This window comes from Nocardioides sp. cx-169 (assembly GCF_021083605.1).
Taxonomy (GTDB): Bacteria; Actinomycetota; Actinomycetes; order Propionibacteriales; family Nocardioidaceae; genus Nocardioides.
Window position 1 is genome coordinate 574,816 of record NZ_JAJNRO010000002.1, and the last position, 23,307, is coordinate 598,122.

Annotated in this window: 20 protein-coding genes; 14 read left to right on the forward strand and 6 right to left on the reverse strand. The window is 71.6% G+C overall.

Features of this window, described 5'->3' with window-relative positions:
- Positions 1-26: 26 nt before the first annotated feature.
- A complete protein-coding gene (locus LRP67_RS03950; protein WP_231268878.1) occupies positions 27-1,238 on the forward strand; it encodes an acetyl-CoA C-acetyltransferase in 1,212 nt (403 codons plus the stop codon).
- A 192-nt stretch (positions 1,239-1,430) separates the two neighbouring features.
- The gene (locus tag LRP67_RS03955; protein ID WP_231268879.1) at positions 1,431-3,635 is read left to right on the forward strand and encodes a 3-hydroxyacyl-CoA dehydrogenase NAD-binding domain-containing protein; all 2,205 of its coding nucleotides are present in this window, start codon (positions 1,431-1,433) and stop codon (positions 3,633-3,635) included.
- Between the two features lie 79 nt (positions 3,636-3,714).
- Here the strand turns inward: LRP67_RS03955 and LRP67_RS03960 are convergent, their stop codons facing one another.
- Positions 3,715-4,293 carry a hypothetical protein gene (locus LRP67_RS03960; RefSeq protein WP_231268880.1) on the reverse strand — a complete coding sequence of 193 codons (579 nt, stop codon included), beginning with the start codon at positions 4,291-4,293 and terminating at the stop codon, positions 3,715-3,717.
- Between the two features lie 29 nt (positions 4,294-4,322).
- Here LRP67_RS03960 and LRP67_RS03965 point away from each other — a divergent pair, with 29 nt between their 5' ends.
- The 4 genes from LRP67_RS03965 to LRP67_RS03980 are packed head-to-tail and all read left to right on the forward strand — an operon-like array spanning position 4,323 to position 8,078.
- A complete protein-coding gene (locus LRP67_RS03965; RefSeq protein ID WP_231268881.1) occupies positions 4,323-5,579 on the forward strand; it encodes an acyl-CoA dehydrogenase family protein in 1,257 nt (418 codons plus the stop codon).
- Positions 5,576-6,331 carry an SDR family NAD(P)-dependent oxidoreductase gene (locus LRP67_RS03970; RefSeq protein ID WP_231268882.1) on the forward strand — a complete coding sequence of 252 codons (756 nt, stop codon included), beginning with the start codon at positions 5,576-5,578 and terminating at the stop codon, positions 6,329-6,331. Before LRP67_RS03965 ends, LRP67_RS03970 begins: the two co-directional genes overlap by 4 nt.
- A complete protein-coding gene (locus LRP67_RS03975; protein ID WP_231268883.1) occupies positions 6,328-7,410 on the forward strand; it encodes a phosphotransferase family protein in 1,083 nt (360 codons plus the stop codon). The genes LRP67_RS03970 and LRP67_RS03975 overlap by 4 nt, the downstream gene beginning before the upstream one ends.
- A complete protein-coding gene (locus LRP67_RS03980; RefSeq protein ID WP_231268884.1) occupies positions 7,410-8,078 on the forward strand; it encodes a histidine phosphatase family protein in 669 nt (222 codons plus the stop codon). Before LRP67_RS03975 ends, LRP67_RS03980 begins: the two co-directional genes overlap by 1 nt.
- 80 nt (positions 8,079-8,158) lie before the next feature.
- Here the strand turns inward: LRP67_RS03980 and LRP67_RS03985 are convergent, their stop codons facing one another.
- From LRP67_RS03985 to LRP67_RS04000, 4 genes are read right to left on the reverse strand one after another with little or no spacing between them, the layout of a single operon-like run.
- A complete protein-coding gene (locus LRP67_RS03985) occupies positions 8,159-8,917 on the reverse strand; it encodes an SDR family oxidoreductase (protein WP_231268885.1) in 759 nt (252 codons plus the stop codon).
- Between the two features lie 21 nt (positions 8,918-8,938).
- Positions 8,939-9,856 carry a carbohydrate ABC transporter permease gene (locus tag LRP67_RS03990; RefSeq protein ID WP_231268886.1) on the reverse strand — a complete coding sequence of 306 codons (918 nt, stop codon included), beginning with the start codon at positions 9,854-9,856 and terminating at the stop codon, positions 8,939-8,941.
- On the reverse strand, positions 9,853-10,800 hold the full coding sequence (locus LRP67_RS03995; protein WP_231268887.1) for a carbohydrate ABC transporter permease: 948 nt from the start codon (positions 10,798-10,800) through the stop codon (positions 9,853-9,855). Before LRP67_RS03995 ends, LRP67_RS03990 begins: the two co-directional genes overlap by 4 nt.
- Complete coding sequence (locus LRP67_RS04000; RefSeq protein ID WP_231268888.1) at positions 10,797-12,176, reverse strand: extracellular solute-binding protein; 1,380 nt, start codon at positions 12,174-12,176, stop codon at positions 10,797-10,799. Before LRP67_RS04000 ends, LRP67_RS03995 begins: the two co-directional genes overlap by 4 nt.
- A gap of 165 nt (positions 12,177-12,341) precedes the next feature.
- Between LRP67_RS04000 and LRP67_RS04005 the strand changes: the two genes are divergently transcribed.
- The 8 genes from LRP67_RS04005 to LRP67_RS04040 all read left to right on the forward strand — a co-directional run bounded on the left by LRP67_RS04005 (position 12,342) and on the right by LRP67_RS04040 (position 22,536).
- Positions 12,342-12,956 (forward strand): TetR/AcrR family transcriptional regulator, encoded by a 615-nt coding sequence (locus tag LRP67_RS04005; protein WP_231268889.1) that lies wholly within the window; start codon positions 12,342-12,344, stop codon positions 12,954-12,956.
- Positions 12,953-13,771, forward strand: coding sequence for a TIGR03084 family metal-binding protein (locus LRP67_RS04010; RefSeq protein ID WP_231268890.1), 819 nt, complete (start codon positions 12,953-12,955; stop codon positions 13,769-13,771). Before LRP67_RS04005 ends, LRP67_RS04010 begins: the two co-directional genes overlap by 4 nt.
- Before the next feature lies 1 nt (position 13,772).
- A complete protein-coding gene (locus tag LRP67_RS04015; RefSeq protein ID WP_231268891.1) occupies positions 13,773-15,512 on the forward strand; it encodes an acyclic terpene utilization AtuA family protein in 1,740 nt (579 codons plus the stop codon).
- On the forward strand, positions 15,509-16,645 hold the full coding sequence (locus tag LRP67_RS04020; RefSeq protein WP_231268892.1) for an acyl-CoA dehydrogenase family protein: 1,137 nt from the start codon (positions 15,509-15,511) through the stop codon (positions 16,643-16,645). The genes LRP67_RS04015 and LRP67_RS04020 overlap by 4 nt, the downstream gene beginning before the upstream one ends.
- Before the next feature lie 76 nt (positions 16,646-16,721).
- A complete protein-coding gene (locus tag LRP67_RS04025; RefSeq protein ID WP_231268893.1) occupies positions 16,722-18,296 on the forward strand; it encodes an acyl-CoA carboxylase subunit beta in 1,575 nt (524 codons plus the stop codon).
- Positions 18,297-18,301: 5 nt separating this feature from the next.
- Complete coding sequence (locus LRP67_RS04030; RefSeq protein WP_231268894.1) at positions 18,302-20,209, forward strand: biotin carboxylase N-terminal domain-containing protein; 1,908 nt, start codon at positions 18,302-18,304, stop codon at positions 20,207-20,209.
- Positions 20,206-21,366: an acyl-CoA dehydrogenase family protein gene (locus LRP67_RS04035; RefSeq protein ID WP_231268895.1), complete on the forward strand. Its 1,161-nt coding sequence runs from the start codon at positions 20,206-20,208 to the stop codon at positions 21,364-21,366. The genes LRP67_RS04030 and LRP67_RS04035 overlap by 4 nt, the downstream gene beginning before the upstream one ends.
- A 69-nt stretch (positions 21,367-21,435) precedes the next feature.
- Positions 21,436-22,536 (forward strand): YihY/virulence factor BrkB family protein, encoded by a 1,101-nt coding sequence (locus LRP67_RS04040; RefSeq protein ID WP_231268896.1) that lies wholly within the window; start codon positions 21,436-21,438, stop codon positions 22,534-22,536.
- Here the strand turns inward: LRP67_RS04040 and LRP67_RS04045 are convergent.
- Positions 22,483-23,292, reverse strand: a complete 810-nt coding sequence (locus LRP67_RS04045; protein WP_231268897.1) for a tyrosine-protein phosphatase — start codon at positions 23,290-23,292, stop codon at positions 22,483-22,485. The genes LRP67_RS04040 and LRP67_RS04045 overlap by 54 nt on opposite strands.
- Between the last annotated feature and the right edge of the window lie 15 nt (positions 23,293-23,307).

A 23,307-nucleotide genomic window follows, 5' to 3' on the forward strand; every position in this document is an offset into this window, starting at 1 on the left:
ACGTCACCACAACACCGAGGACGGTCATGGCAGAAGCATTCGTGTACGACCACATCCGTACGCCGCGCGGCAAGGGCAAGGCCAACGGCTCCCTGCACGAGGTCAAGCCCGTCGACCTGGTGGTCGGCCTGCTCGACGCCGTCAAGGAGCGCAACCCCGGCCTGGACCCGGCCCGCGTCGACGACGTCGTGCTCGGTGTCGTCACTCCGATCGGTGACCAGGGCGGCGACATCGCCAAGACCGCCGCGCTCGCGGCCGGCTACCCCGACACGGTCGCGGGCGTCCAGCTCAACCGCTTCTGCGCCTCGGGCCTCGAGGCGGTCAACCAGGCCGCGTCCCGCGTCCGCGGCGGCTTCGAGGACCTGATCCTCGCCGGCGGCGTCGAGTCGATGAGCCGGGTGCCGATGGGCTCCGACGGCGGCGCCTGGGCCTCCGACCCGGCCACGGCGCTCAAGACCGGCTTCGTCCCGCAGGGCATCGGCGCCGACCTCATCGCCACCATCGAGGGCTGGGACCGCGGTGACGTCGACGCCTACGCCGCCGAGTCGCACCACCGCGCCGCCAAGGCCTGGGCCAACGGCTACTTCGGTGGCGCGGTCATCCCGGTCAAGGACGCCAGCGGCCTCACCATCCTCGACCACGACGAGACGATCCGCCCCGACACCAGCCCCGAGGGTCTCGCGGGCCTCAAGGCGTCGTTCGCGCAGATCGGCGCCGACGCCGGCTTCGACGACGTGGCGCTGGAGAAGTACCACTGGATCGAGAAGATCAACCACGTCCACCACGCCGGCAACTCCTCGGGCATCGTCGACGGCGCCGCGGTCATGGCGATCGGCTCCGAGCAGGTCGGCACCGACCTCGGTCTCACGCCGCGGGCGCGCATCCTGGCGACCGCCGTCTCCGGCGCCGACCCGGTGATCATGCTGACCGGTCCTGCCCCGGCTGCCCGCAAGGCGCTGGCCAAGGCCGGCCTGACGGTCGACGACATCGACCTGTTCGAGATCAACGAGGCGTTCGCCGCTGTCGCGATGCGGTTCATGCGCGACATGGGCATCAGCCACGACATCACCAACGTCAACGGCGGCGCGATCGCCATGGGTCACCCGCTCGGCGCGACCGGCGCGATGATCCTCGGCACGCTCATCGACGAGCTGCAGCGCCGCGACCTGCGCCGGGGCCTGGCCACGCTCTGCGTCGGCGGCGGCATGGGCATCGCGACCATCGTGGAGCTGGTGTGAGCGGGGACGCGTCAGCGGACCCGCTGATGGTGGTCGAGCGAGCGGCACGGCTGAGGAACGAAGCCGTGACCCGCGTGTCGAGACCCGTGAGCTGAGCGCAGGCCTGCAGCACAACTCCAGAACAGGTGGTTTCGAGGCTCGGGCCTAGCGGCCCTCGCACCTCAACCACCGACACCAGAACAGGACACCCAGATGAGCACCACGACCGAGACCGCTGTGCACTACGAGCGCGACGCCGACGGCGTCGTCACGCTGATCCTCGACGACCCGACGTCGAGCGCCAACACCATGAACGAGCTCTACATCTCCTCGATGAACGACGCCGTCGACCGGCTGTACGCCGAGGTCGACGACGTGACGGGCGTCGTGGTGACGAGCGCCAAGAAGACCTTCTTCGCCGGCGGCAACCTCAAGTCCATGGTGCAGGCGACCAAGGACGACGCCGCCTCGGTCTTCGAGCTCGCCGAGAGCGTCAAGGCCGGCCTGCGCCGCCTCGAGAAGTACCCCCGTCCGGTCGTGGCCGCCATCAACGGCGCCGCGCTCGGCGGTGGCTTCGAGATCGCGCTGGCCACCAACCACCGCATCGTCGTCGACGACGCCAAGGTCAAGCTCGGCCTGCCCGAGTCCAGCCTGGGCCTGCTGCCCGGCGGCGGCGGCGTCACCCGCATCGTGCGTCTCCTCGGCCTGCAGTCCGGCCTGATGGACGTGCTGCTCCAGGGCACGCAGTTCAACCCGCAGTCCGCCAAGGAGAAGGGCCTGGTCGACGAGCTGGTCGCCACCCGCGAGGAGCTCGTTCCCGCGGCCAAGGCGTGGATCAAGGCCAACCCCGAGGCCGCGCAGAACCCCTGGGACGCGCCCGGCTACAAGATGCCCGGCGGCACCCCGAAGTCCCCGGCGCTGGCGGGCTTCCTGCCGGCGTTCCCCGCGCTGCTGCGCAAGCAGACCAAGGGCGCCGTCTACCCCGCCGCCCGCGCGATCCTCAGCGCCGCGGTCGAGGGGGCGCAGGTCGACTTCGACACCGCCTCCCGCATCGAGTCGCGCTACCTGACCAACCTGATCGTCAACCAGGGCTCGAAGAACATGATCCAGGCGTTCTTCTTCGACCTGCAGGCGATCAACTCCGGCTCGCTGCGCCCCGACGGGTTCGAACCGTTCAAGGCCACGAAGGTCGGCGTCCTCGGCGCCGGCATGATGGGCGCCGGCATCGCCTACTCCTGCGCCCGCGCCGGCATGGAGGTCGTGCTCAAGGACGTCGAGCAGGCCAGCGCCGACAAGGGCAAGGCCTACTCGGAGAAGCTGCTGGACAAGGCCATCTCGCGCGGCAAGTCCACCCCGGAGAAGAAGGACGAGCTGCTCGGACGGATCACCGCCACGACCGACCCGTCCGACCTCGCCGGCTGCGACCTGGTCATCGAGGCCGTCTTCGAGGACCCGTCCCTGAAGCACAAGGTGTTCGCCGAGATCGCGCCGTACGTCAACGAGGACGCGCTCCTGTGCTCCAACACCTCGACGCTGCCGATCACCGAGCTCGCGGAGGGTGTCGACCGCCCGGCCGACTTCATCGGGCTGCACTTCTTCAGCCCCGTCGACAAGATGCCGCTGGTCGAGATCATCAAGGGCAAGGCGACCTCGGACGCGGCGCTGGCCAAGGCCTACGACGTCGTGCAGCAGATCCGCAAGACGCCGATCGTCGTCAACGACAGCCGCGGGTTCTACACCTCCCGCGTCATCGGCTTCATGGTCAACGAGGGCATGGCGATGCTGGCTGAGGGCGTGCGCCCCTGGACCATCGAGCGCGCCACGACCCAAGCCGGCTACCCCGCCCCCGTGCTCCAGCTCTCCGACGAGCTGAACCTCGAGCTCATGGCCAAGATCGCCAAGGCCACCCGCGAGGCCGCCGAGCGCGAGGGCTCGCCCGCGCCGGAGCACCCGGGCACCGCGGTCGTCGACCGGATGCTGGAGGCCGGCCGCGCTGGCCGCCTGCGCGGCGCCGGGTTCTACGACTACGAGGACGGCAAGCGTCAGTCCCTCTGGACGGGCCTGGCCGAGCTGTTCCCGGTCGCCGAGGAGCAGCCGCCGCTGCAGGACGTGAAGGACCGGATGCTCTTCGCCGAGGCGCTCGAGACTGCCAAGTGCTTCGAGGAGGGCGTGATCGAGTCCGCGGCGGCCGCCAACATCGGCTCGATCATGGGCATCGGCTTCCCGCCGATGACCGGTGGCGCGGCGCAGTTCATGACCGGCTACGAGGCTCCGTCCGGCTCTGGGGCGGACGGCGAGATCGGCCTGACGGCGTTCGTCAAGCGCGCCGACGAGCTCGCCGCGACGTACGGCGAGCGCTTCCGCCCCACCCCGTGGCTGCGCAATCTCGCGGAGACCGGCGGCTCCTTCCCGGCCTGAGCCCCGCAAAGCCGCACCCCGCTGACCCGTCAGGGACTTTCTGACGGGTCAGCGGTGATTTCGCGCAGTCGGTGACGGGTCAGTCGGGTGGGAGGGCCTGCTGGACGCAGGTGAGCTGGGCGGCGCTGAAGGCCGAGACGGCGTCACCGGCGAGGTTGCCCATGACCGCCTCCTCGGCGGCCTCGCGCAGCTGCTGCTCGGTGAGGGCGTCGCGCAGGCAGGCCTCGTAGGCGGTGCGGTCGACCTTGCCCTTGGTCGCGGCGACCTGGGCTCGCGTCGACTCGGCGACCAGGTCGGTGCAGGCGAGCTGGGCATCGACCCACAGCTCGGCGCCGGCCCGGTCGAGGACCGGCAGCTCGGCCACAACGGTGTGGGAGCCGTCGAGGATGCCCGCGCCGGCCAGCTGCTGCGGGGTCGAGGCCTCGATCAGCGCGTCGGCGAAGCACTCGCCCGTCTCGGTGTCCTCGGCCGTGGCGTCGTCGCCGACCCAGAGGCGCACGAGGCCGGCGCGCAGCGACGGCTCGTCGGCGCCGGCGTGCTCGGACGCCGAGGGCGGCGGGGGCGACGGCGTGGCCCCGGGCTCGCCCTCACCGCTGCATCCGCCCGCGAGCAGCGCGACCGCGGCGAGGGCGGTCAGGGCAGGCAGGAGGGTCTGCACGGGAGCATCGTCGCACTACTGTGCGGTACGTGGACTTCTCTCCCTCACCGCGCGCCGCCGACCTGACCGCCCGCGTCAAGGACTTCGTCGAGACCGAGATCGAGCCAGCGGAGGAGGAGTACCACCGCGACCTCGCGCAGGCCCGTCGTACGGGCGACCCCTGGCAGCCGCTCCCGCTGATCGAGGAGCTCAAGACCAAGGCGCGCGAGCGCGGCCTGTGGAACCTCTTCCTGCCCCACGAGCACGCCGGCGAGTACGCCGTACGCTTCGGCACCGACGGCGGCGAAGGGCTGACCAACGTCGACTACGCGCCGATCGCCGAGCTGACCGGCCGCTCCGCGATCGCGCCGTTGGTGCTGAACTGCAACGCCCCCGACACCGGCAACATGGAGGTGCTGCTGCGCTACGGCACCGAGGATCAGCGCCGCGAGTGGCTCGAGCCGCTGTTGGAGGGCCGGATCCGCTCGGCCTTCACGATGACCGAGCCCGGCGTCGCGTCCTCGGACGCCACCAACATGGAGGCCACGGCCGTCGTCGACGGGGACGAGGTCGTCATCAACGGGCGCAAGTGGTGGTCCACCGGCATCGGCCACCCGGACTGCAAGATCCTGGTGTTCATGGGGCTCACCGACCCCGACGCCGACCGTCACCACCGCCATTCCATGGTGCTCGTGCCGCGCGACACGCCCGGCGTCAAGGTGGAGCGGATGCTCAGCGTGATGGGCCTGTACGACGAGCCGCTGGGCCACGGGGAGGTGTCCTTCACCGACGTCCGGGTGCCGGCGGCCAACATCCTCAGCGGACCCGGGGAGGCCTTCGGGATCGCCCAGGGCCGCCTCGGGCCGGGCCGCGTCCACCACTGCATGCGGCTCATCGGGCTGGCCGAGCTGGCCCTGCAGATGGCCTGCGAGCGCGGCACCGGGCGCACGGCGTTCGGCAAGCCGCTGGTCAACCTGGGCGGCAACCGCGAGCGGATCGCCGAGGCCCGCATCGCCATCGACCAGGCTCGCCTGCTGGTGCTCAACGCCGCCTGGAAGCTGGACGTCGGCGGCCCGCTCAACGCGCTGTCCGAGGTGTCGCAGATCAAGGTCGCCGTACCGCGCATGGCCCAGCAGGTCATCGACTTCGCAATCCAGATCCACGGGGGTGGCGGCCTGGCCGAGGACTTCCCGCTCGCCGCCGCCTGGGCCTCGGCCCGCTCGCTGCGCCTCGCCGACGGTCCTGACGAGGTCCACCTCGGCGTCGTCGCCCGTCTCGAGCTCGGCCCGTACGGGACCAAGCGGTGAGCCGGGTCCTCGTCACCGGCGCCGCGTCGGGGCTCGGGGCGGCGCTGGCGACCGCCTTCGAGGCGCGCGGCGACGAGGTCCTGCGCACGGACGTGGTGGAGGGAGCCGACCTGCGCCTCGACATCACCAGCGACGACGACTGGGCCGCGGCGCTCGCCCACGTGGAGGCCGCCTGGGGCGGGCTGGACGTCCTGGTCAACAACGCCGGCGTCGCGGGCGGCGGTCGGCTCGACGTCGCCACGATGGACGAGTGGCAGTGGATCATGGAGATCAACCTGCTCGGGGCGGTGCGCGGCACCCGCACCTTCGTGCCGATGCTCAAGCGCCAGCGCTCCGGCCGGATCGTCAACACCTCCTCGCTCGCCGGCCTGGTCCACCCCGCCGGCATGGCGTCCTACAACGCCAGCAAGGCGGCGGTCGTCGCGCTCACCGAGACCACCGGCCACGAGCTGGCGGCGTACGGCGTGAGCGCTCACGTCGTCTGCCCGTCGTACTTCCGCACCAACCTGATGTCCTCGTTGCGAGGCGCCGACACCGCGCTGGCCGGGGTCGTCAGCCGCCTGGTCGAGACCTCGCCGATCAGCGCCGACGACATCGCCGCGGCGGTGCTCGAGGGTCTCGACCGCGGCGACGAGGTGATCCTCCCGGACCAGCCGGCTCGCGACGCCTACGGTCTCAAGTGGTCCGACCGGGCGACGTACGACGCGGTCATGCGCGCGCAGGCGGCCAAGCTCGACGAGGTCGGCGCATGAGCGACCGCGACGCCGGCAACCCGGCCACGCCGGTCCGCGACGAGGACGCCTTCGACGTCGAGGCGGTCGCCGCCTGGCTGCGCGAGCACGCGCTGGCGTTCCGCGCCGACCTCGAGGGCACGCCGGAGGTCCGGCAGTTCCCCGGCGGCGCCTCCAACCTGACCTACCTGCTGCGCTACCCCGCGCGGGACCTGATCCTGCGCCGACCGCCGGCGGGCGTGAAGGCCGCCAGCGCCCACGACATGGCCCGCGAGTTCACCATCCAGCGCGCGCTGGCGCCGCTCTTCCCGTACGTCGCCACGATGGTGGGCCACTGCGCCGACGAGTCGGTCATCAGCTCGGACTTCTACGTCATGGAGCGCATGGAGGGCACGATCCCGCGCCGGGACCTGCCCTGGGAGCTGCCGCCCGAGGAGGTCTCGCGGCTGTGCGAGAGCGTCCTCGACGTGCTCGTCGCCCTGCACTCCGTCGACGTGTCGGCCGCGCCCGAGCTGGCGGCGTACGGCCGTGGTGACGGGTACGTCGACCGTCAGCTCGGCGGCTGGACCAGGCGCTTCGCCGCCGCCCGCACCGACGACACCGGCGACTGGTCCGACATCGTGGCCTGGCTCGAGGCCCACAAGCCCGCCGACGTCGCCCAGCGGATGATCCACAACGACTTCCGCCTCGACAACCTGGTCCTCGACGCGGACGACCCGATGCGCGTCGTGGGCGTGCTGGACTGGGAGATGGCCACCGTCGGCGACCCGCTGATGGACCTCGGCGGGATGCTGTCGTACTGGGTCGAGGCCGGCGACGACGAGTTCTTCCAGATGTTCCGGCGCCAGCCGACCACGACCCCGGGCATGTGGACGCGGTGGGAGGTGGTCGAGCACTACTGCGAGCGGATGGGCTTCGACATGACGCCCGAGCGGTGGCGCTTCTACGAGGTGTTCGGGCTGTTCCGGCTGGCCGTGATCGCCCAGCAGATCTGGTACCGCTACTTCCACCGGCAGACCACCAACGAGCAGTACGCCGTGTTCGGCCCGGCGGTCGGCTACCTCGAGACCCGCTGCCGCTCGCTGCTGTCGGCCGGCTGATGGGGCAGCTCCTGTTGGTGCGCCACGGCCAGGCGTCGTTCGGCGCCGACGACTACGACGTGCTGTCCGAGACCGGGTGGGCGCAGGGCCGCGTGCTCGGCGCCCGGCTGCGCGAGCAGGACGTGGCGCCCGCGCTGGTGGTCCGCGGCGACATGCGGCGACACCGCGAGACCGCCGAGGCGATCGCGGAGGGCGGCGGCTGGCGCGACGTGCCGGTGACGGTCGATGCGGGCTGGGACGAGTTCGACCACGTCGGGCTGGTCGCCGCCCAGCCCGACCTGCCGCCCGGTCCGCTGGACCGCCGTACCTTCCAGCAGCTCTTCGAGCGGGCGACCGCGCGCTGGAGCGCGGGAGAGGCGCACGGCTTCTCCGAGACCTACGCCGGCTTCGTCGCCCGGGTGCGCTCCTCGCTGGCCGCCGTGGTCGCGGAGGCCGGGCCCGGCCGCACCGTCGTGGTCGTCAGCTCCGGCGGCACCATCGCCGTCGTCGCCGCGGCCCTGACCGACCCGGAGGCCGACCCCGCCACCGCGGCCCGCGTCTGGTCCCGCTTCAACACGGTCATGGTCAACTCCTCGGTCACCCGCGTCGTCGTCGGCTCGACGGGTGCCCGCCTGCTCACCTTCAACGAGCACACCCACCTGCGCGGCGACCTGCTGACCTACCGCTGAGGGTGGGGTAGTCCCGGACGTTTGTGTCGTTTTTCGGCCGCTGGAACGACACATTCGTCCGGGACTATCCCGACGGGGCACTAGATGAGGCGCTTGAGGACGGGCAGGGGGGCGTGCTTCATGAGCAGGGAGAGGGGGGCCCAGGGGAGGGGTGGGACGCAGGCGTCGGCGACCTGTCTCTCGATGGCGGAGACCATGGAGCGCACGCCCTTCTCGGTGGAGACGAGGAACGGCGGCCTGTCGGCGACCGAGTCGTTCATCTCCGAGGCGATGTAGCCGGGGTAGAGGACGGTGACCTTGAGCCGCTCGCCCAGCGGCTTGCCGTAGAGCTCGGTGCGGATGCCCTCGGCGAGCATTGCCGCGCCGGCCTTCGTGGCGGCGTAGGTCGTCATCGACTTGGGCATCCCGCGCAGCGCCGACATCGAGGAGACCATGACCAGGTGGCCGAACTCCTGGTCGCGGAAGATCTCCATCGCCGCCTCGGTCTGGGCGAGGGCGGCGACGAAGTTGGTCATCGCCGTCTCGCGGTTGGCGTCGAACCGGCCGGTGCCCAGCGCCGCGCCCTTGCCGAGGCCGGCGTTGATGACGACCCGGTCGAGGGCGCCGAAGTCGGCGCGGAAGGCGCGGAACACCTCGAAGACCGCCTCGTCGTCGGTGACGTCGAGCGCGCGGAGGACGACCCGGCGCTCGGGGTACGCCGCCGCGATCTCCTCGCGCAGCTCCTCGAGCCGCTCCAGGCGACGGGCGCACAGGGCGAGGTCGTAGCCCTTCGCGGCGAACTGGCGGGCCATCTCGGCGCCGAGGCCGGAGGACGCTCCGGTGATCAAGATCGTGGACATGCAGCGATTCTGACCTACGGATCAGCCCTTGTTGCCGGTGGTCGCGATGCCGCGCACGAAGTGCCGCTGACCCAGGAAGAACAGCACGATCATCGGCACCGTGGCGATGACGCTGGCCGTGATGACGATCTCCCAGTGCCACTCGCCGCCGAAGCCGAACTGGTCCAGCATCGACTTCAGGCCGCGGGGCACGGTGAAGTCCGCCGCGTCGCGCAGGTAGATCAGCGGCCGCATCAGGTCGGTCCACGCCGCCTGGAACTCGAACAGCGCCACGACGACCAGCGCCGGCTTGGTGAGCGGCAGCCCGATGTGCCAGAAGACCTGCCAGTTGTTGGCGCCGTCGAGGGTGGCTGCCTCGAAGACGTCACGCGGCAGCCCGAGGAAGAACTGGCGCAGCAGGAAGATGTAGAAGGCGCTGCCGAACAGGTTGCCGGCCCACAGCGGGGTGAGCGTGCCGACCTGGCCGAGCGCGTCCCAGATCAGGTACGTCGGGATCATCGTCACCGCGCCCGGCAGCATCATCGTGGCCAGCACGACCCCGAAGAGCACGCCCCGGCCGCGGAAGCGGAAGTAGCTGAAGCCCCAGGCCACCAGCGCGCTGGAGAGCGTGACGGTCACCGTGGCGAGCACGGTCACCAGGGCGGTGTTGACCAGCCACTGGCCGATCGGCTCCTTCCACACCTCCACGTAGTTGTCGAGGGTGAAGGTCCGCGGGATGAGCCGGTTGTCGAAGACCTCGCCGCGCGGCTTGAACGACGCGCTGACCAGCCACACGAAGGGGTAGACGAAGACGACGGTGAGCAGCACCAGCGCGGCGGTGACCAGCGCGCGCTGGAGGGGGCTGCCGCGACGGCGACGGGTCGGCGGCTCCTCGTGGGCGACGGCGGCGTGGGGCGCGACGGGGTCGGTACGCGGCGCCGGGGTGTCGACGGCGGTCATCGCTGCTCCCCCTCGAGGTAGACCAGTCGCTTGCTGACCCGGATCTGGACGAAGGTGACGACCATGATGATCAGGAACAGCACCCACGCGAGGGCGGCGGCGTAGCCCATGTGCAGGAACTCGAAGGCCTGCTGGAAGAGGTAGATCGAGTAGAAGAGCGCCGCGTCGTTGCCGTAGGTCGTGTTGCCGCTGCCGAAGAAGGCGGTGTAGGCCTCGGTGAACGACTGGAAGCCGGCGATCGTGTCCACGATGACCACGAAGAACAGCGCTCCGCTGATCATCGGCAGGGTCACGTGCCAGGTGCGACGCCACCAGCCGGCCCCGTCGCAGAGGGCGGCGTCGTAGAGCTCCTCCGGCACGTTGCGCAGGGCCGCCAGCAGGATGATGACCGAGCCGCCGACCGTCCAGAGGCTCATCATCGCCAGCCCCGGCTTGACCCAGGTCGGGTCGGTGGTCCACGAGGGGCCGTCGATCCCGACGAGCCCGAGCGCCTCGTTGATGAGTCCGCTCTGGCCGTTGAACAGCAGCAGCAGCAGGATCCCGATCGCCACCGGCGGGGTCATCTTGGGCAGGAAGAACGCCGTGCGGAAGAAGCCCGAGGCCCGCCCCGCCGCGTTGAGCAGTAGGGCCAGCCCCAGGGAGACGACGGCCTGGGCCGGCACGCTGAGCAGGACGAACACGAAGGTGTTGCGCAACGCCAGCGAGACCTTGGGGTCCTGCAGGAGCTCCTCGAAGTTGGCCGTCCCGACGAAGGCGGGATCGTTGATCACGTCGTAGTCGGTCAGGGAGAGGTAGCCGGTGTAGAGGACCGGGTAGGCGGTGAAGAGCAGGAAGCCGACGATCCAGGGGCTGATGAAGAGCAGCGCGGCGCGCCGGTCCCGGCGCTCGGCGCCGCCGCGGGAGGAGGGCACGCGTCGGAAGGGGGTGAGCGCGGCGGTGCTCACCGCTCCTCCCACTCGGCCCAGCCGGCGTCGAGGGCGCTCTGCGCCTCCTCCTGAGCCTGGGCCATCGCCTCCTGGGGCGACTGCTGGCCGTTGAGCACCCGGTTGACCGCGTCCTCCCAGGCCGTCTCGAACTCCTCGCCGGCGGGGTTCGCCGGGAGCGAGAACGTGTGGTCGTTGGCGTCGTACTGGGCGGTGACGGCGCTGTCCCACTTCTCCTCGCCGCTGGGCTCGACCATCGCGCGCACCTGCTCGTCGGCCTCCTCGTTGGCGGTCAGCAGCCCGGTGAAGATGCCGCCCTCCTTCTCGCCGCGCAGGCGGACGCGCTCCTGCGCGGCGGCCACCCAGCTCTCGGTCTCGGTCATGACCCGGGCGAAGCGGCACGCGGCCTCGGGGTTGGCGCTGCCCTTGGGGATCGCCCAGGCCGAGCCGGAGGCGAAGGCGAGCGGCTCGCCGTCGGTGTCGCGGAAGGTGTCGAAGACGACCGGGGCCTGGGGCGAGACGTCGTTGAGGACGCTGACGTACCACTGCTCCATCGGCATCGCCCCGAGGGTCCCGGAGGCGAACTGGTTGCCCTCGCCGAAGAAGTCGGCGGAGTCGCGGAACGCCTTGACGTCGCTGAAGCCGCCCTGCTCGTCGTAGACCGACACCGCGAACTCCAGCGCCTCCACGACCGCCGGGTCGTCGAGCTGGGCGGTGCGTCCGTCCTCGGAGATGAGGTCGGCGCCGTTGGCCTTGGCCCACAGCGGCAGGAACTCGGGCAGCTTGGTGTCGTAGCCGATCACCGACAGGTCGCCGCCCTGGCGCCCCATCAGCGCGCGGTTGGCCTCGGCCACGGCGTCCCAGTCGGAGCCGTTGACGTCGTCGAGCGTCAGCCCCTCCTGCCGCAGGAGGTCGCCGTTGGCCTGCACGATCTGGACCAGGCTGAACTCCGGCACGGCCCAGATCTCGTCGGCGAAGGTGACCTGGTCCAGCGCGGACTCCCGCAGGACCGAGGTGTCGACCTGCTCGCCGTCGATGCAGTCGGTGAGCGGGACGATCGCCCCCCGCGAGGCGAAGGTGCCGATCTGCTTGCGGTCGGCGTAGATGATCTCCGGCGGCTCGCCGCTGGCCACCGACGACAGGAACTGCTGGATGTCCAGGTCGCCCTCGACCAGCTCCACGTCGACGTCGCCGCCCAGCGCCTCCTCGGCGCGGTCCAGCCGGGTGCTCGCGATCTCGTCGACGGCGCCGAAGCCCATCACGGTCAGCGCGCCGCTGAGCTCGGCCTCGCGGTCGTACGTCGCGTCGTCCGACTCGTCGTCGGACGACCCGGTCGCGCACGCGGCCAGCAGCAGGGCCGCTGCGGCCAAGGGGACGAGCTGGTGGGTACGCCTCATGGGGGCCTCCTCAGGACGGCCGACCCGGGTGGGCGCGGCGCAGGGCAACCACTGCGGTACCCACTTCTCCTGCCACTTGCGTTGTACATCGAGATCAACGCTGCTTGTCGGTAAAAACTAAAAGTCAGGCTTGACTGTTTGTTCATCAGGCGGCAGGCTCGCCCTATGACCACCGGACCCGCGACCCGCGTCTCCCAGGAGGAGCGCAGCCGGGCGATGCGGGCCCGGCTGCTCCAGGCGACGGTGGAGGTGCTGGTCGAGCGCGGCTTCGGCGGCACGACCACGACGCTGGTCTCCGAGCGGGCCGGGGTGAGCCGGGGCGCCCAGCTGCACCACTTCCCGACCAAGAACGACCTCGTGGTCGCCGCCGTCGAGCACCTGACCGAGGTGCGCGGCCGGGAGCTCGCCGCCGCGGCCACGCGCCTTCCGCAGGGCGAGCGCCGCACTCGGGCGGTGCTCGAGATGCTCGGCGACCACTTCACCTCGCCGGTGTTCACCGCTGCGCTGGAGCTCTGGGTGGCGGCGCGCACCGACGAGACGCTGCTGGCCGCCGTCGCTCCGCTGGAGCAGCGGGTCGGGCGCGAGGTGCACCGCCTCACCGTGGAGCTGCTCGGCGCCGACGAGTCCCGGCCCGGGACCCGCGAGCTCATCCAGGCGACCCTCGACCTGGTCCGCGGCCTCGGTCTCGCCGACACCATCACCGACGACGCCCGCCGGCGCGCCGGCATCCTCGACCAGTGGGCCCTGACCCTCGACGCCGCTTTGAAGGAGACCCCGTGAACCAGCTGCTCGAGGACCTGCTCGCCGACCTGGCCGCCGAGACCGACCGGCTCTGGAGCGCCGTCTCGGGCCTGGGCGAGCGGGCCGACGGTGGCTGGAGCACCCCGACCCCGGCACCGGGTTGGACCGTGGCGACTCAGGTCGCGCACCTGCTCTGGACCGACGAGACCGCCGCGGCCGCGGCCCGCTCGGTCGAGGGACCGGCGGACAAGGAGGCCTGGGACGCGATCGTGCTCGACGCGATCGCGGATCCGACCGGGTACGTCGACGCGTCGGCCCACGAGGTCGCCCGGCTGAGCCCGGCCGCCCTGCTGGCGCGCTGGGGCAAGGCGCGCACGGCCCTCGCCGAGACGCTGCGGGACTTCCCCGAGGGCGAGCGGATGCCGTGGTTCGGGCCGCCGATGTCGCCGTCCTCGATGGCGACCGCCCGCTTCATGGAGACCTGGGCCCACGCGCTCGACGTCTATGAGGCGCTCGGCGTCGAGCCGGAGGTCACCGACCGGATCCGGCACGTCGCCCACCTCGGCGTGCGCACCCGCGGCTTCGCGTTCGCCACCCACGGCCTGCCGGCGCCCGCGGAGGAGTTCCGCGTCGAGCTCATCGCACCGTCCGGCGAGGTGTGGGCCTGGGGGCCGGACGACGCCGTGCAGCGGGTGAGCGGGCCGGCGTACGACTTCTGCCTGCTGGCGACCCAGCGCATCCACCGCGACGACACCGCGCTGGTGGCCGTGGGGGCCGAGGCCGAGCAGTGGCTGGGGATCGCCCAGTGCTTCGCGGGACCTCCGGGCGAGGGGCGGGTGAGGAACGGTGGCTGAGGTGAGAGTGGAACGAGCCTCCAAGCCCCTGCGCATCGGCAACTGTTCCGGCTTCTACGGCGACCGGCTCGCGGCGATGCGCGAGATGCTGGAGGGTGCCCAGGAGGGGCAGGCCCTGGACGTCCTCACGGGCGACTACCTCGCCGAGCTGACCATGCTGATCCTCGGCCGGGACACGATGAAGGACCCCTCGCTCGGCTACGCGCGCACCTTCGTGCGCCAGCTCGAGGACTGCCTCGGGCTCGCGCTCGAGAAGGGCGTCAAGATCGTCGGCAACGCCGGTGGCCTCAACCCCGCCGGCCTGGCCGACAAGGTCCGCGAGGTCGCGACCGGCCTCGGGCTGGACGCCAAGGTCGCCCACGTCGAGGGCGACGACCTGCGCGCGCTGTCCTTCGACGGCGCGCTCACGGCCAACGCCTACCTGGGCGGCTTCGGCATCGCCGCCGCGCTGCGCCAGGGCGCGGACATCGTCGTCACCGGCCGGGTCACCGACGCCTCGCTCGTGGTCGGGCCCGCCGTCGCCCACTTCGGCTGGACGCCCACGTCGTACGACGAGCTGGCCGGCGCCGTCGTCGCGGGCCACGTGCTCGAGTGCGGCACGCAGGCCACGGGCGGCAACTTCTCCGGCTTCCGGAGGCTGCCCCGCACCGGGCGGCCGCTGGGCTTCCCGCTGGCCGAGATCGCCGCCGACGGCTCGTGCGTCGTCACCAAGCAGGACGGCACCGGCGGCGCGGTCACCATCGACACCGTCACCGCCCAGCTGGTCTACGAGATCCAGACCACCCGCTACCTCAACCCCGACGTCGTCGCCGACCTCGCGTCGGTGCGCCTGGCCCAGGCCGGCCCCGACCGGGTCGCGATCTCGGGGGTCACCGGCGAGGCGCCACCGGAGCGGCTCAAGGTCTGCGTCAACACCCTCGGCGGCTTCCGCAACTCCCTCGAGCTCGTCCTCACCGGCCTCGACATCGACGCCAAGGCCGCGTGGGTCCGCGAGCAGCTCGAGCCGTCGCTCACCGCGGCGAGCGTCAGCTGGACCCGCACGGCGCTCCCGGGCGCCGACGCCGACACCGAGGAGGGCGCGTCCTGCCTGCTGCGGTGCACGGCCCTCGACCCCGAGGCGGGCCCGGTCGGCAAGGCGTTCACCGGCCCCGCGGTCGAGCTCGCGCTGGCGTCCTATCCGGGATTCACCATGACCGCCCCGCCGGGACCGCCCACGCCGTACGGCGTCTATCGGGCCGAGTACGTCGATCGCTCGGCCGTCACCCACACCGTCGTGCACGCCGACGGGAGCCGCGAGGTCATCGCGGACCCCACCGACTTCTCGAGCCCCGACACCGAGGACGGTCTGCGGCCCTCGCCGTACCCCGCCCCGACCGACTCGCTTACCCGGCGGGTGCCGCTGGGGACCTTCGTCCACGCCCGGTCCGGCGACAAGGGCGGCGACGCCAACCTCGGCCTGTGGGTCGCGCACGACGGCCCCGACGGTCCCGACAAGTACGACGAGCGCGTCACCTGGCTGGCCAAGTTCATGAGCCCGCGCAAGGTGCGCGAGCTGATCCCGGAGGCACGAGACCTCGACGTCGAGGTGTACCTGCTCCCCCACCTCGGTGCCGTCAACGTGCTCATCCGCGGTCTGCTCGGCGAGGGGGTCGCGGCCTCGACCCGCTTCGACCCCCAGGCCAAGGGCCTGGGCGAATGGGTGCGCTCGCGCCTGGTCCACATCCAGGAGGACCTGACATGAGCAGCGAGCACCGCGACGCGCTGCGCGAGGTCGCCACCGAGTTCACCCGCCGCGAGGTCGCCCCGCACCTCCAGGAGTGGGAGGACGCGGGCTCGATCCCGCGCGAGCTGCACCGGGCTGCCGCCGCGCAGGGGCTGCTCGGCATCTCCTTCCCGGAGTCGGTGGGCGGCGAGGGCGGCGACCTGCTCGACACGGTCGCGCTCCAGGAGGCGATGTTTGCCGCCGGGGCGTCGAGCGGCCTGATGGCCGGGCTGTTCACCCACGGCATCGCGCTGCCGCACATCGCCGCCCACGGCTCGCCCGAGCTGGTCGACCGCTACGTGCGGCCGACCCTGGCCGGGCAGACGATCGGCTCGCTCGCGATCACCGAGCCCGGCGGCGGCTCCGACGTCGGCAGCCTGCGCACGAGCGCCGTACGCGACGGCGAGCACTACGTCGTCAACGGCGCCAAGACCTTCATCACCAGCGGCGTGCGCGCCGACTTCGTGACGACCGCGGTCCGCACCGGCGGTCCGGGCGCCGGTGGGGTGAGCCTGCTGGTGATCGACAAGGGCACGCCCGGCTTCACCGTCGACCGGTCCCTGGCCAAGATGGGCTGGCACTGCTCGGACACCGCCGAGCTGTCCTTCGCCGACGTCCGGGTCCCGGTCGGCAACCTGGTCGGCGAGGAGAACGCCGGCTTCTGGTACATCGCGGAGCAGTTCGTCGTCGAGCGGATGGCGCTCGCGGTCCACGGCCACGGCATCGCCGCCCGCTCGCTCGCGCTCGCCCACGCCTACTGCCAGGAGCGAGACACCTTCGGCAAGCCGCTCGTCTCGCGCCAGGTCGTGCGCCACAAGCTGCTCGAGATGCACCGCCAGGTCGAGGTGGCGCGCGCCTACACGCACGCTGTCGCCGCCCGCCACGTGGCCGGGGAGAGCGTCATCGCCGAGGCCTGCCTGGCCAAGCAGACGGCCTGCGACGCAGCGACCTACGTCTGCGACCAGGCGGTCCAGCTGTTCGGCGGGACCGGCTACATGCACGGCACCGAGGTGGAGCGGCACTACCGCGACGCCCGGCTCCTGCCCATCGGGGGCGGCGCCACCGAGGTGCTCGCCGACCTCGCGGCCAAGCTGTTGGGCTACGCGTCATGAGGCCACAGGCACGTCACCGGGTTTCGAGGCTCGTCGCTGGCGCTCCTCGCACCTCAACCACCGAGGAGGACCGCTCATGAGCAACCGCGAGGCGATGCTCGAGAAGATCGAGGCGCTCGACGCCGAGAACGCGAAGGCGGTGGCCGGGGGCGGGGAGAAGTCCGTCGCGCGCCACCACGGTCGCGGCAAGCTGATGCCGCGCGAGCGCATCGAGCTGTTGGTCGACGAGGGCTCGGCGTTCCTGGAGCTGAGCCCGCTGGCCGGCTGGGGCTCGGACTTCGCCGTCGGCGCCAGCGTGGTCACCGGCATCGGGGTGATCGAGGGCGTGGAGTGCATGATCACCGCCAACGACCCCTCGGTGAAGGGCGGCGCCTCCAACCCCTGGACGGTGAAGAAGATCTTCCGCGCCTCCCAGATCGCCGAGGAGAACGGCCTGCCGAGCGTCTCGTTGGTCGAGTCGGGCGGCGCGGACCTGCCGACGCAGAAGGAGATCTTCATCCCCGGCGGCAAGCTGTTCCGTGACCTGACCCGGGCCAGCGCGCGCAAGCAGCCCACGATCGCGCTGGTCTTCGGCAACTCCACGGCCGGTGGCGCCTATGTGCCCGGCATGAGCGACTACACGGTCATGGTCAAGGAGCAGGCCAAGGTGTTCCTCGGCGGCCCGCCCCTGGTGAAGATGGCCACCGGCGAGGAGTCCGACGACGAGTCGCTCGGCGGCGCCGAGATGCACGCGCGCACCTCGGGCCTCGCCGACTACCTCGCCGAGGACGAGCGCGACGCCATCCGGATCGGGCGGCGCATCGTCGCGCGGCTCAACTGGCGCAAGGCGCGGAGCGCCCCGGCGGCGTACGCCGAGCCTGACGCCGACCCCGACGGCCTGCTCGACCTGATCCCCACCGACCTGAAGGAGCCGTTCGACCCGCGCGAGGTCATCGCGCGGATCTGCGACGGCGTGAGCGAGGGCGGCTCTGAGGGTAGGGCGTTCGACGAGTTCAAGCCGCTCTACGGCACCTCGCTGGTCACCGGCTGGGCCAGGCTCCACGGCCATCCCATCGGCATCCTCGCCAACGCGCAGGGCGTGCTGTTCTCCGAGGAGGCGCAGAAGGCGACGCAGTTCGTCCAGCTCGCCAACCAGAGCGACACCCCGCTGCTGTTCCTGCACAACACCACCGGCTACATGGTCGGCAAGGACTACGAGCAGGGCGGGATCATCAAGCACGGCGCGATGATGATCAACGCGATCAGCAACTCCACCGTGCCGCACCTGACGGTGGTCATGGGCGCGTCGTACGGGGCCGGCAACTACGGCATGAACGGGCGCGCCTTCGACCCCCGCTTCCTCTTCACCTGGCCCTCGGCCAAGTCCGCGGTGATGGGCCCGGCCCAGCTGGCCGGGGTGCTCGAGATCGTGGCCCAGCAGTCCGCGGAGTCCAAGGGCCAGGAGTTCGACGCCGAGGGCTTCAAGGGCATCAAGGAGCTCGTCGAGGCGCAGGTCGAGGAGCAGTCCCTGCCGTACTTCCTCTCCGGGATGCTCTACGACGACGGTGTCATCGATCCGCGCGACACCCGCACCGTCCTGGGCATCTGCCTGTCCGTGATCGACAACTCGGCGTACAGCGGCACCGACCGCTTCGGCGTCTTCAGGATGTGAGCCGCATGCCGACCATCAACAGAGTCCTCGTCGCCAACCGCGCCGAGATCGCGAGCCGGGTGTTCCGCACCTGTCGCGAGCTCGGCATCGAGACCGTGGCCGTCCACTCCGACGCCGACTCAGGCCTGCCCTACGTCGGCGAGGCCGACCACGCCGTACGCCTCCCGGGCACCTCGCCGGCCGACACCTACCTGCAGGGCGCCCTGCTGCTCGACGCCGCCCGCCGTACGGGCGCCGACGCGATCCACCCCGGCTACGGCTTCCTGTCGGAGAACGCCGACTTCGCCCGCGCCGTCGCGGCCGCGGGCCTGACCTGGATCGGCCCCGCGCCGGAGTCGATCGAGCAGATGGGCTCGAAGATCGAGTCCAAGAAGCTCATGGAGGCCGCCGGCGTCCCGGTGCTGGGCAACCTCGATGTGGAGACCGCCACCGAGGCCGACCTGCCGCTGCTGGTCAAGGCCTCGGCGGGCGGCGGCGGCCGCGGCATGCGGGTCGTGCGCTCCCTCGCCGACCTGCCCGGCGAGATCGAGAAGGCGCGCGCGGAGGCCGAGTCGGCCTTCGGCGACGGGACCGTCTTCGTCGAGCCCTACATCGAGCAGGGCCGCCACGTCGAGGTCCAGGTCCTGGGCCACGGCGAGGGGGTCGAGGTCTACGGTGAGCGCGACTGCTCGATCCAGCGCCGCCACCAGAAGGTCGTGGAGGAGGCGCCGGCGCCGGCGCTGCCTGAGCCGACGCGCCAGGCGCTGCACCAGGCCGCGCGTGCAGCCGCGGCCGCGATCGACTACCGCGGAGCGGGCACGGTCGAGTTCCTCTACGACGCCGAGAGGGACCGCTTCTTCTTCCTGGAGATGAACACCCGGCTCCAGGTGGAGCACCCCGTGACGGAGGCCGTCTTCGGCGTCGACCTGGTCGCGCTGCAGATCTCGGTGGCCGAGGGCGAGGCGGTAGCGGGAGCGGTGCGGCCGGAGGGGCACGCGATCGAGGTCCGTCTGTACGCCGAGGACCCGGGCGCCGACTACCAGCCGCAGAGCGGGCTGCTCACGGCGTTCGACATCCCGGTCGAGGACGGCATCCGCGTGGAGGCCGGCTTCGCCGGCGGCAACGAGGTGTCGACCCACTACGACGCGATGCTCGCCAAGGTCATCGCGCGCGCCGGCACCCGCCAGGCCGCCGCCCGCAAGCTCGCGTCGGTCCTGAGCCGGGCCCGCATCCACGGCCTGGCCACCAACCGGGACCTGCTGGTCGCGATCCTGCGGGACGAGACCTTCGTGTCGGGTCAGGTCAGCACGGCGTTCCTCGGGGGCTTCGAGACGGGACTCCGTCCTTCCTCAACCACCGAGGCGGCTGCGGTGGCGGCGGCGGTGGCGCTGGCGGAGCGGGCCGGGGCGGCCCGGACCGTGCAGGCCGGGGTCCCGGTGGGCTGGCGCAACGTCACCTCCCAGCCGCAGCGCACCGACTTCGAGGGCGATCTGGTTGTCGAGTGGCTCGGCGGGCGCGACGGGTACGTCGTCGACGGCCACGTCGTCGTGGCGGCGAGCCCCACCTCCGTGACGCTCGAGACCGACGGCGTCCGCACGACGTACGACGTCGCGGTCGCCGGCCTGGTCGTCGACGTCGACTCCACCCACGGGCACGTGCGGCTCGAGCGGGTCCCGCGGTTCGTGGATCCGGCCGACGCGGTCGCGAGCGGCTCGCTGCTCGCGCCGATGCCCGGCACCGTCGTGCGAGTGGTCGTCGAGCCGGGTGCGAACGTCAGTGCCGGAGACCCGGTCCTGGTCCTCGAGGCCATGAAGATGCAGCACACCGTGAGCGCGCCGCACGACGGCACGGTCGCCGAGATCCACGTCCAGCCAGGCACCCAGGTCGCCGCCGGTGAGGTCCTCGCCGTCGTCGAGACAGGAGAAGACGCATGACCACGTTCACCGAGACCGAGGAGCGCACCGAGCTCCGGAAGGCCGTGCGCAAGCTGGCCGGCAAGTACGGCCGGGAGTGGTTCGCAGAGAAGGCGCGCTCCGGCGAGAAGACCACCGAGCTGTGGCTGGAGATCGGAAAGTTCGGCTACCTCGGCATCAACATCCCCGAGGAGTACGGCGGCGGTGGCGGCGGCATCGGCGACATCGCGGCAGTGTGCGAGGAGCTGTCGGCGCAGGGGTGCCCGCTGCTGCTCATGGTCGTCAGCCCCGCGATCTGCGGCACGATCATCACCCGCTACGGCACCGAGGAGCAGAAGCGGCGCTGGCTGCCCGGCATCTGCGACGGCACCGGCACGATGGCGTTCGCCATCACCGAGCCCGACGCCGGCACCAACACCCACAACATCACCACGACCGCGCGCCGCGACGGCGACGGCTGGGTGCTGACCGGGCGCAAGATCTACATCTCGGGCGTCGACGAGGCCGACAACGTGCTCGTGGTCGCGCGCACCGAGGACGCGAAGACCGGCAAGCTCAAGCCCTGCCTGTTCGTGGTCCCGACCGACGCCCCCGGGCTGGAGGCGAAGGCGATCCCGATGGAGATCGTCAGCCCGGAGCTGCAGTTCCAGGTGTTCCTCGACGACGTCCGGCTGCCCGCCGACGCCCTGGTGGGCGACGAGGACGGCGGCCTGGTCCAGCTGTTCGCCGGCCTCAACCCCGAGCGGATCATGGCGGCGTCGTTCTCCACCGGCCTGGCTCGCTACGCGCTCGACAAGGCGACGGCGTACGCCAAGGAGCGCGTGGTCTTCAAGGGCCCGATCGGCTCCCACCAGGCCATCGCGCACCCGCTGGCCCAGTCGCACATCGAGATCGAGCTGGCCCGGCTGATGACCCAGAAGGCCGCCGCCCTCTACGACGCCGGCGACGACATGGCCGCCGGCGAGGCGGCCAACATGGCCAAGTACGCCGCCGCCGAGGCCGCCTGCGACGCCGCCGACCGCGCCGTCCACACCCACGGCGGCAACGGGATCACCCAGGAGTACGGCATGGCGGGCCTGCTCGTCGCCACCCGCGCCGGCCGGATCGCCCCCGTCAGCCGCGAGATGATCCTCAACTTCGTCTCGATGCACTCGCTGGGGCTGCCGAAGTCGTACTGAGGTGGTACCTGCCCGCCGACGTCCGCCGCGCCGGGCGGCGCACGGAGGTGGCGCCGGTACCGTAACGGCGTGGGCAACGTCGTCGGGAGGTTCGATCGCACGCAGCGGCGCTTCCGGGTGCTGGGCGTGCCGATCGCGGTGGTCTACAAGTTCTTCGACGACCAGGGCAACTACCTGTCGGCGGCGCTGACCTACTACGCCTTCGTCGCGATCTTCCCGATCCTGCTGCTGGCGACGTCGATCTTCGGCTTCGTCCTGCAGGGGGACCCCGAGCTCCAGGATCAGGTGCTCAACTCGGCGCTGAGCAACTTCCCGATCATCGGCGACCAGCTCGGCCGGCCCGAGGGCCTGCGCGGCTCGACCGGCGCGGTCGTGGTCGGAGCGCTGGCGGCGATGTACGGATGCCTGGGGCTGGGCATGGCGGCGCAGAACACCATGGCGACGGCGTTCGCCGTGCCACGCAACAGCCGGCCCAACCCGTTCCTGCTGCGCTTTCGCAGCCTCACCCTCCTGGCGTCGGCCGGGGTGGCGGTGCTGGTGCTCTCGGGCTTCGGGGTGGCGGGCAGCAACGCCGAGAACTTCGGCGCCGAGATCAACACGACCATTCGCTGGCTGATCCTCGGCGCGACCGTGGTCGTGGTCGGGCTGGTGCTCACCCTGCTGTTCCGGATGGCCTCGCCCCGCCGGGACCGCCTCACCCGCGCCGCCCCCGGGGCGTTCTTCGTCGCGCTGGGGTGGCAGGCCCTACAGCAGCTCGGCACGGTCTACGCCACCAACGTCCTGGCGGGCACGAGCTCCATGAACCAGACCTTCGGCCTGGTCCTGGGGCTCATCGGCCTGATCTACATCGCCGCGGTGATCGGGGTGCTCGGTGTCGAGCTCAACGTGGTGCTGGCCCAGCGGCTGTGGCCGCGCGCGCTGCTGACGCCGTTCACGGACGCGGTCGACCTCACCGAGGCGGACCGCCGGGTCTACGCGATGTACGCGCAGATGCAGCGCCACAAGGGCTTCGAGACCGTGATCGTCCGCTTCGACGGCCGCGACGGGGACACCCACGAGATCGTGCTGGACGGCCACGAGAAGGACGGCCGGTCCGCCCGGACCCAGAGCGTCCGGCTAGACGACCAGGCGGGCGCGGAGGGCGGCCAGGGTGTCGCGCGCGAGCCCTAGTCCGTCGGCGAGGTAGCCGTCCAGCGAGCCGTACGCCGCATCGGCGGCGTCGTAGGCCACCTGCAGGTACGCGCCGTCGGCGACCATGACGGCCTCGTAGACGTCGACCTTGTCCTCGCCGAGGTGCTCGCGCACCATCGCGAGATACTTGGTGCGCGTGGCCGACGCGATGGTGTTGGTGGCGAGGTAGTCCTGGAGGATCGTGTCGGCGTCCACGCCGGCGATGTGCAGCAGCAGCGCCGCGGCCCAGCCGGTGCGGTCCTTCCCGGCGGTGCAGTGGAACAGCTGCGGTGCGTCGCCCGAGGCGATCTCGTGCAGCAGCACGCGGAACGCCTCGCGCCCACCCGGCTTCTCCACGAAGCCCCGGTAGACCTCGCGCATCACGGCGAGCCCCTGCTCGCGCGTCCCAAGGGTCACCACCGCGTCCATCGGGATGCCCCGCACCTCGACGTGGCGCCACGTGGCTCCGGGCACCGGCGCGTCCGGGTGGGCCTCGACCTCGTGGGCGTCGCGCAGGTCGAAGATCGTGGTGATCCCCAGGCGGGACAGGGCCTCGGCGTCCTCGTCGGTGAGCGTCAGCTCGTTGGAGCGGTACAACACCCCGCGGCGTACGGCGCGGCCGTCGGTCGTCGCGTACCCGGGTCCGGCGACGTCGCGGAAGTTGTCGGCCGAGGCCAGGCGGACGAGCTCCTCACCCAGCTCCGCCTCGGGCGGGGCATCGGGCCGGACATCAGGCCGGGCGTCGTCGGAGGGCACGAGTCGCAGGATATG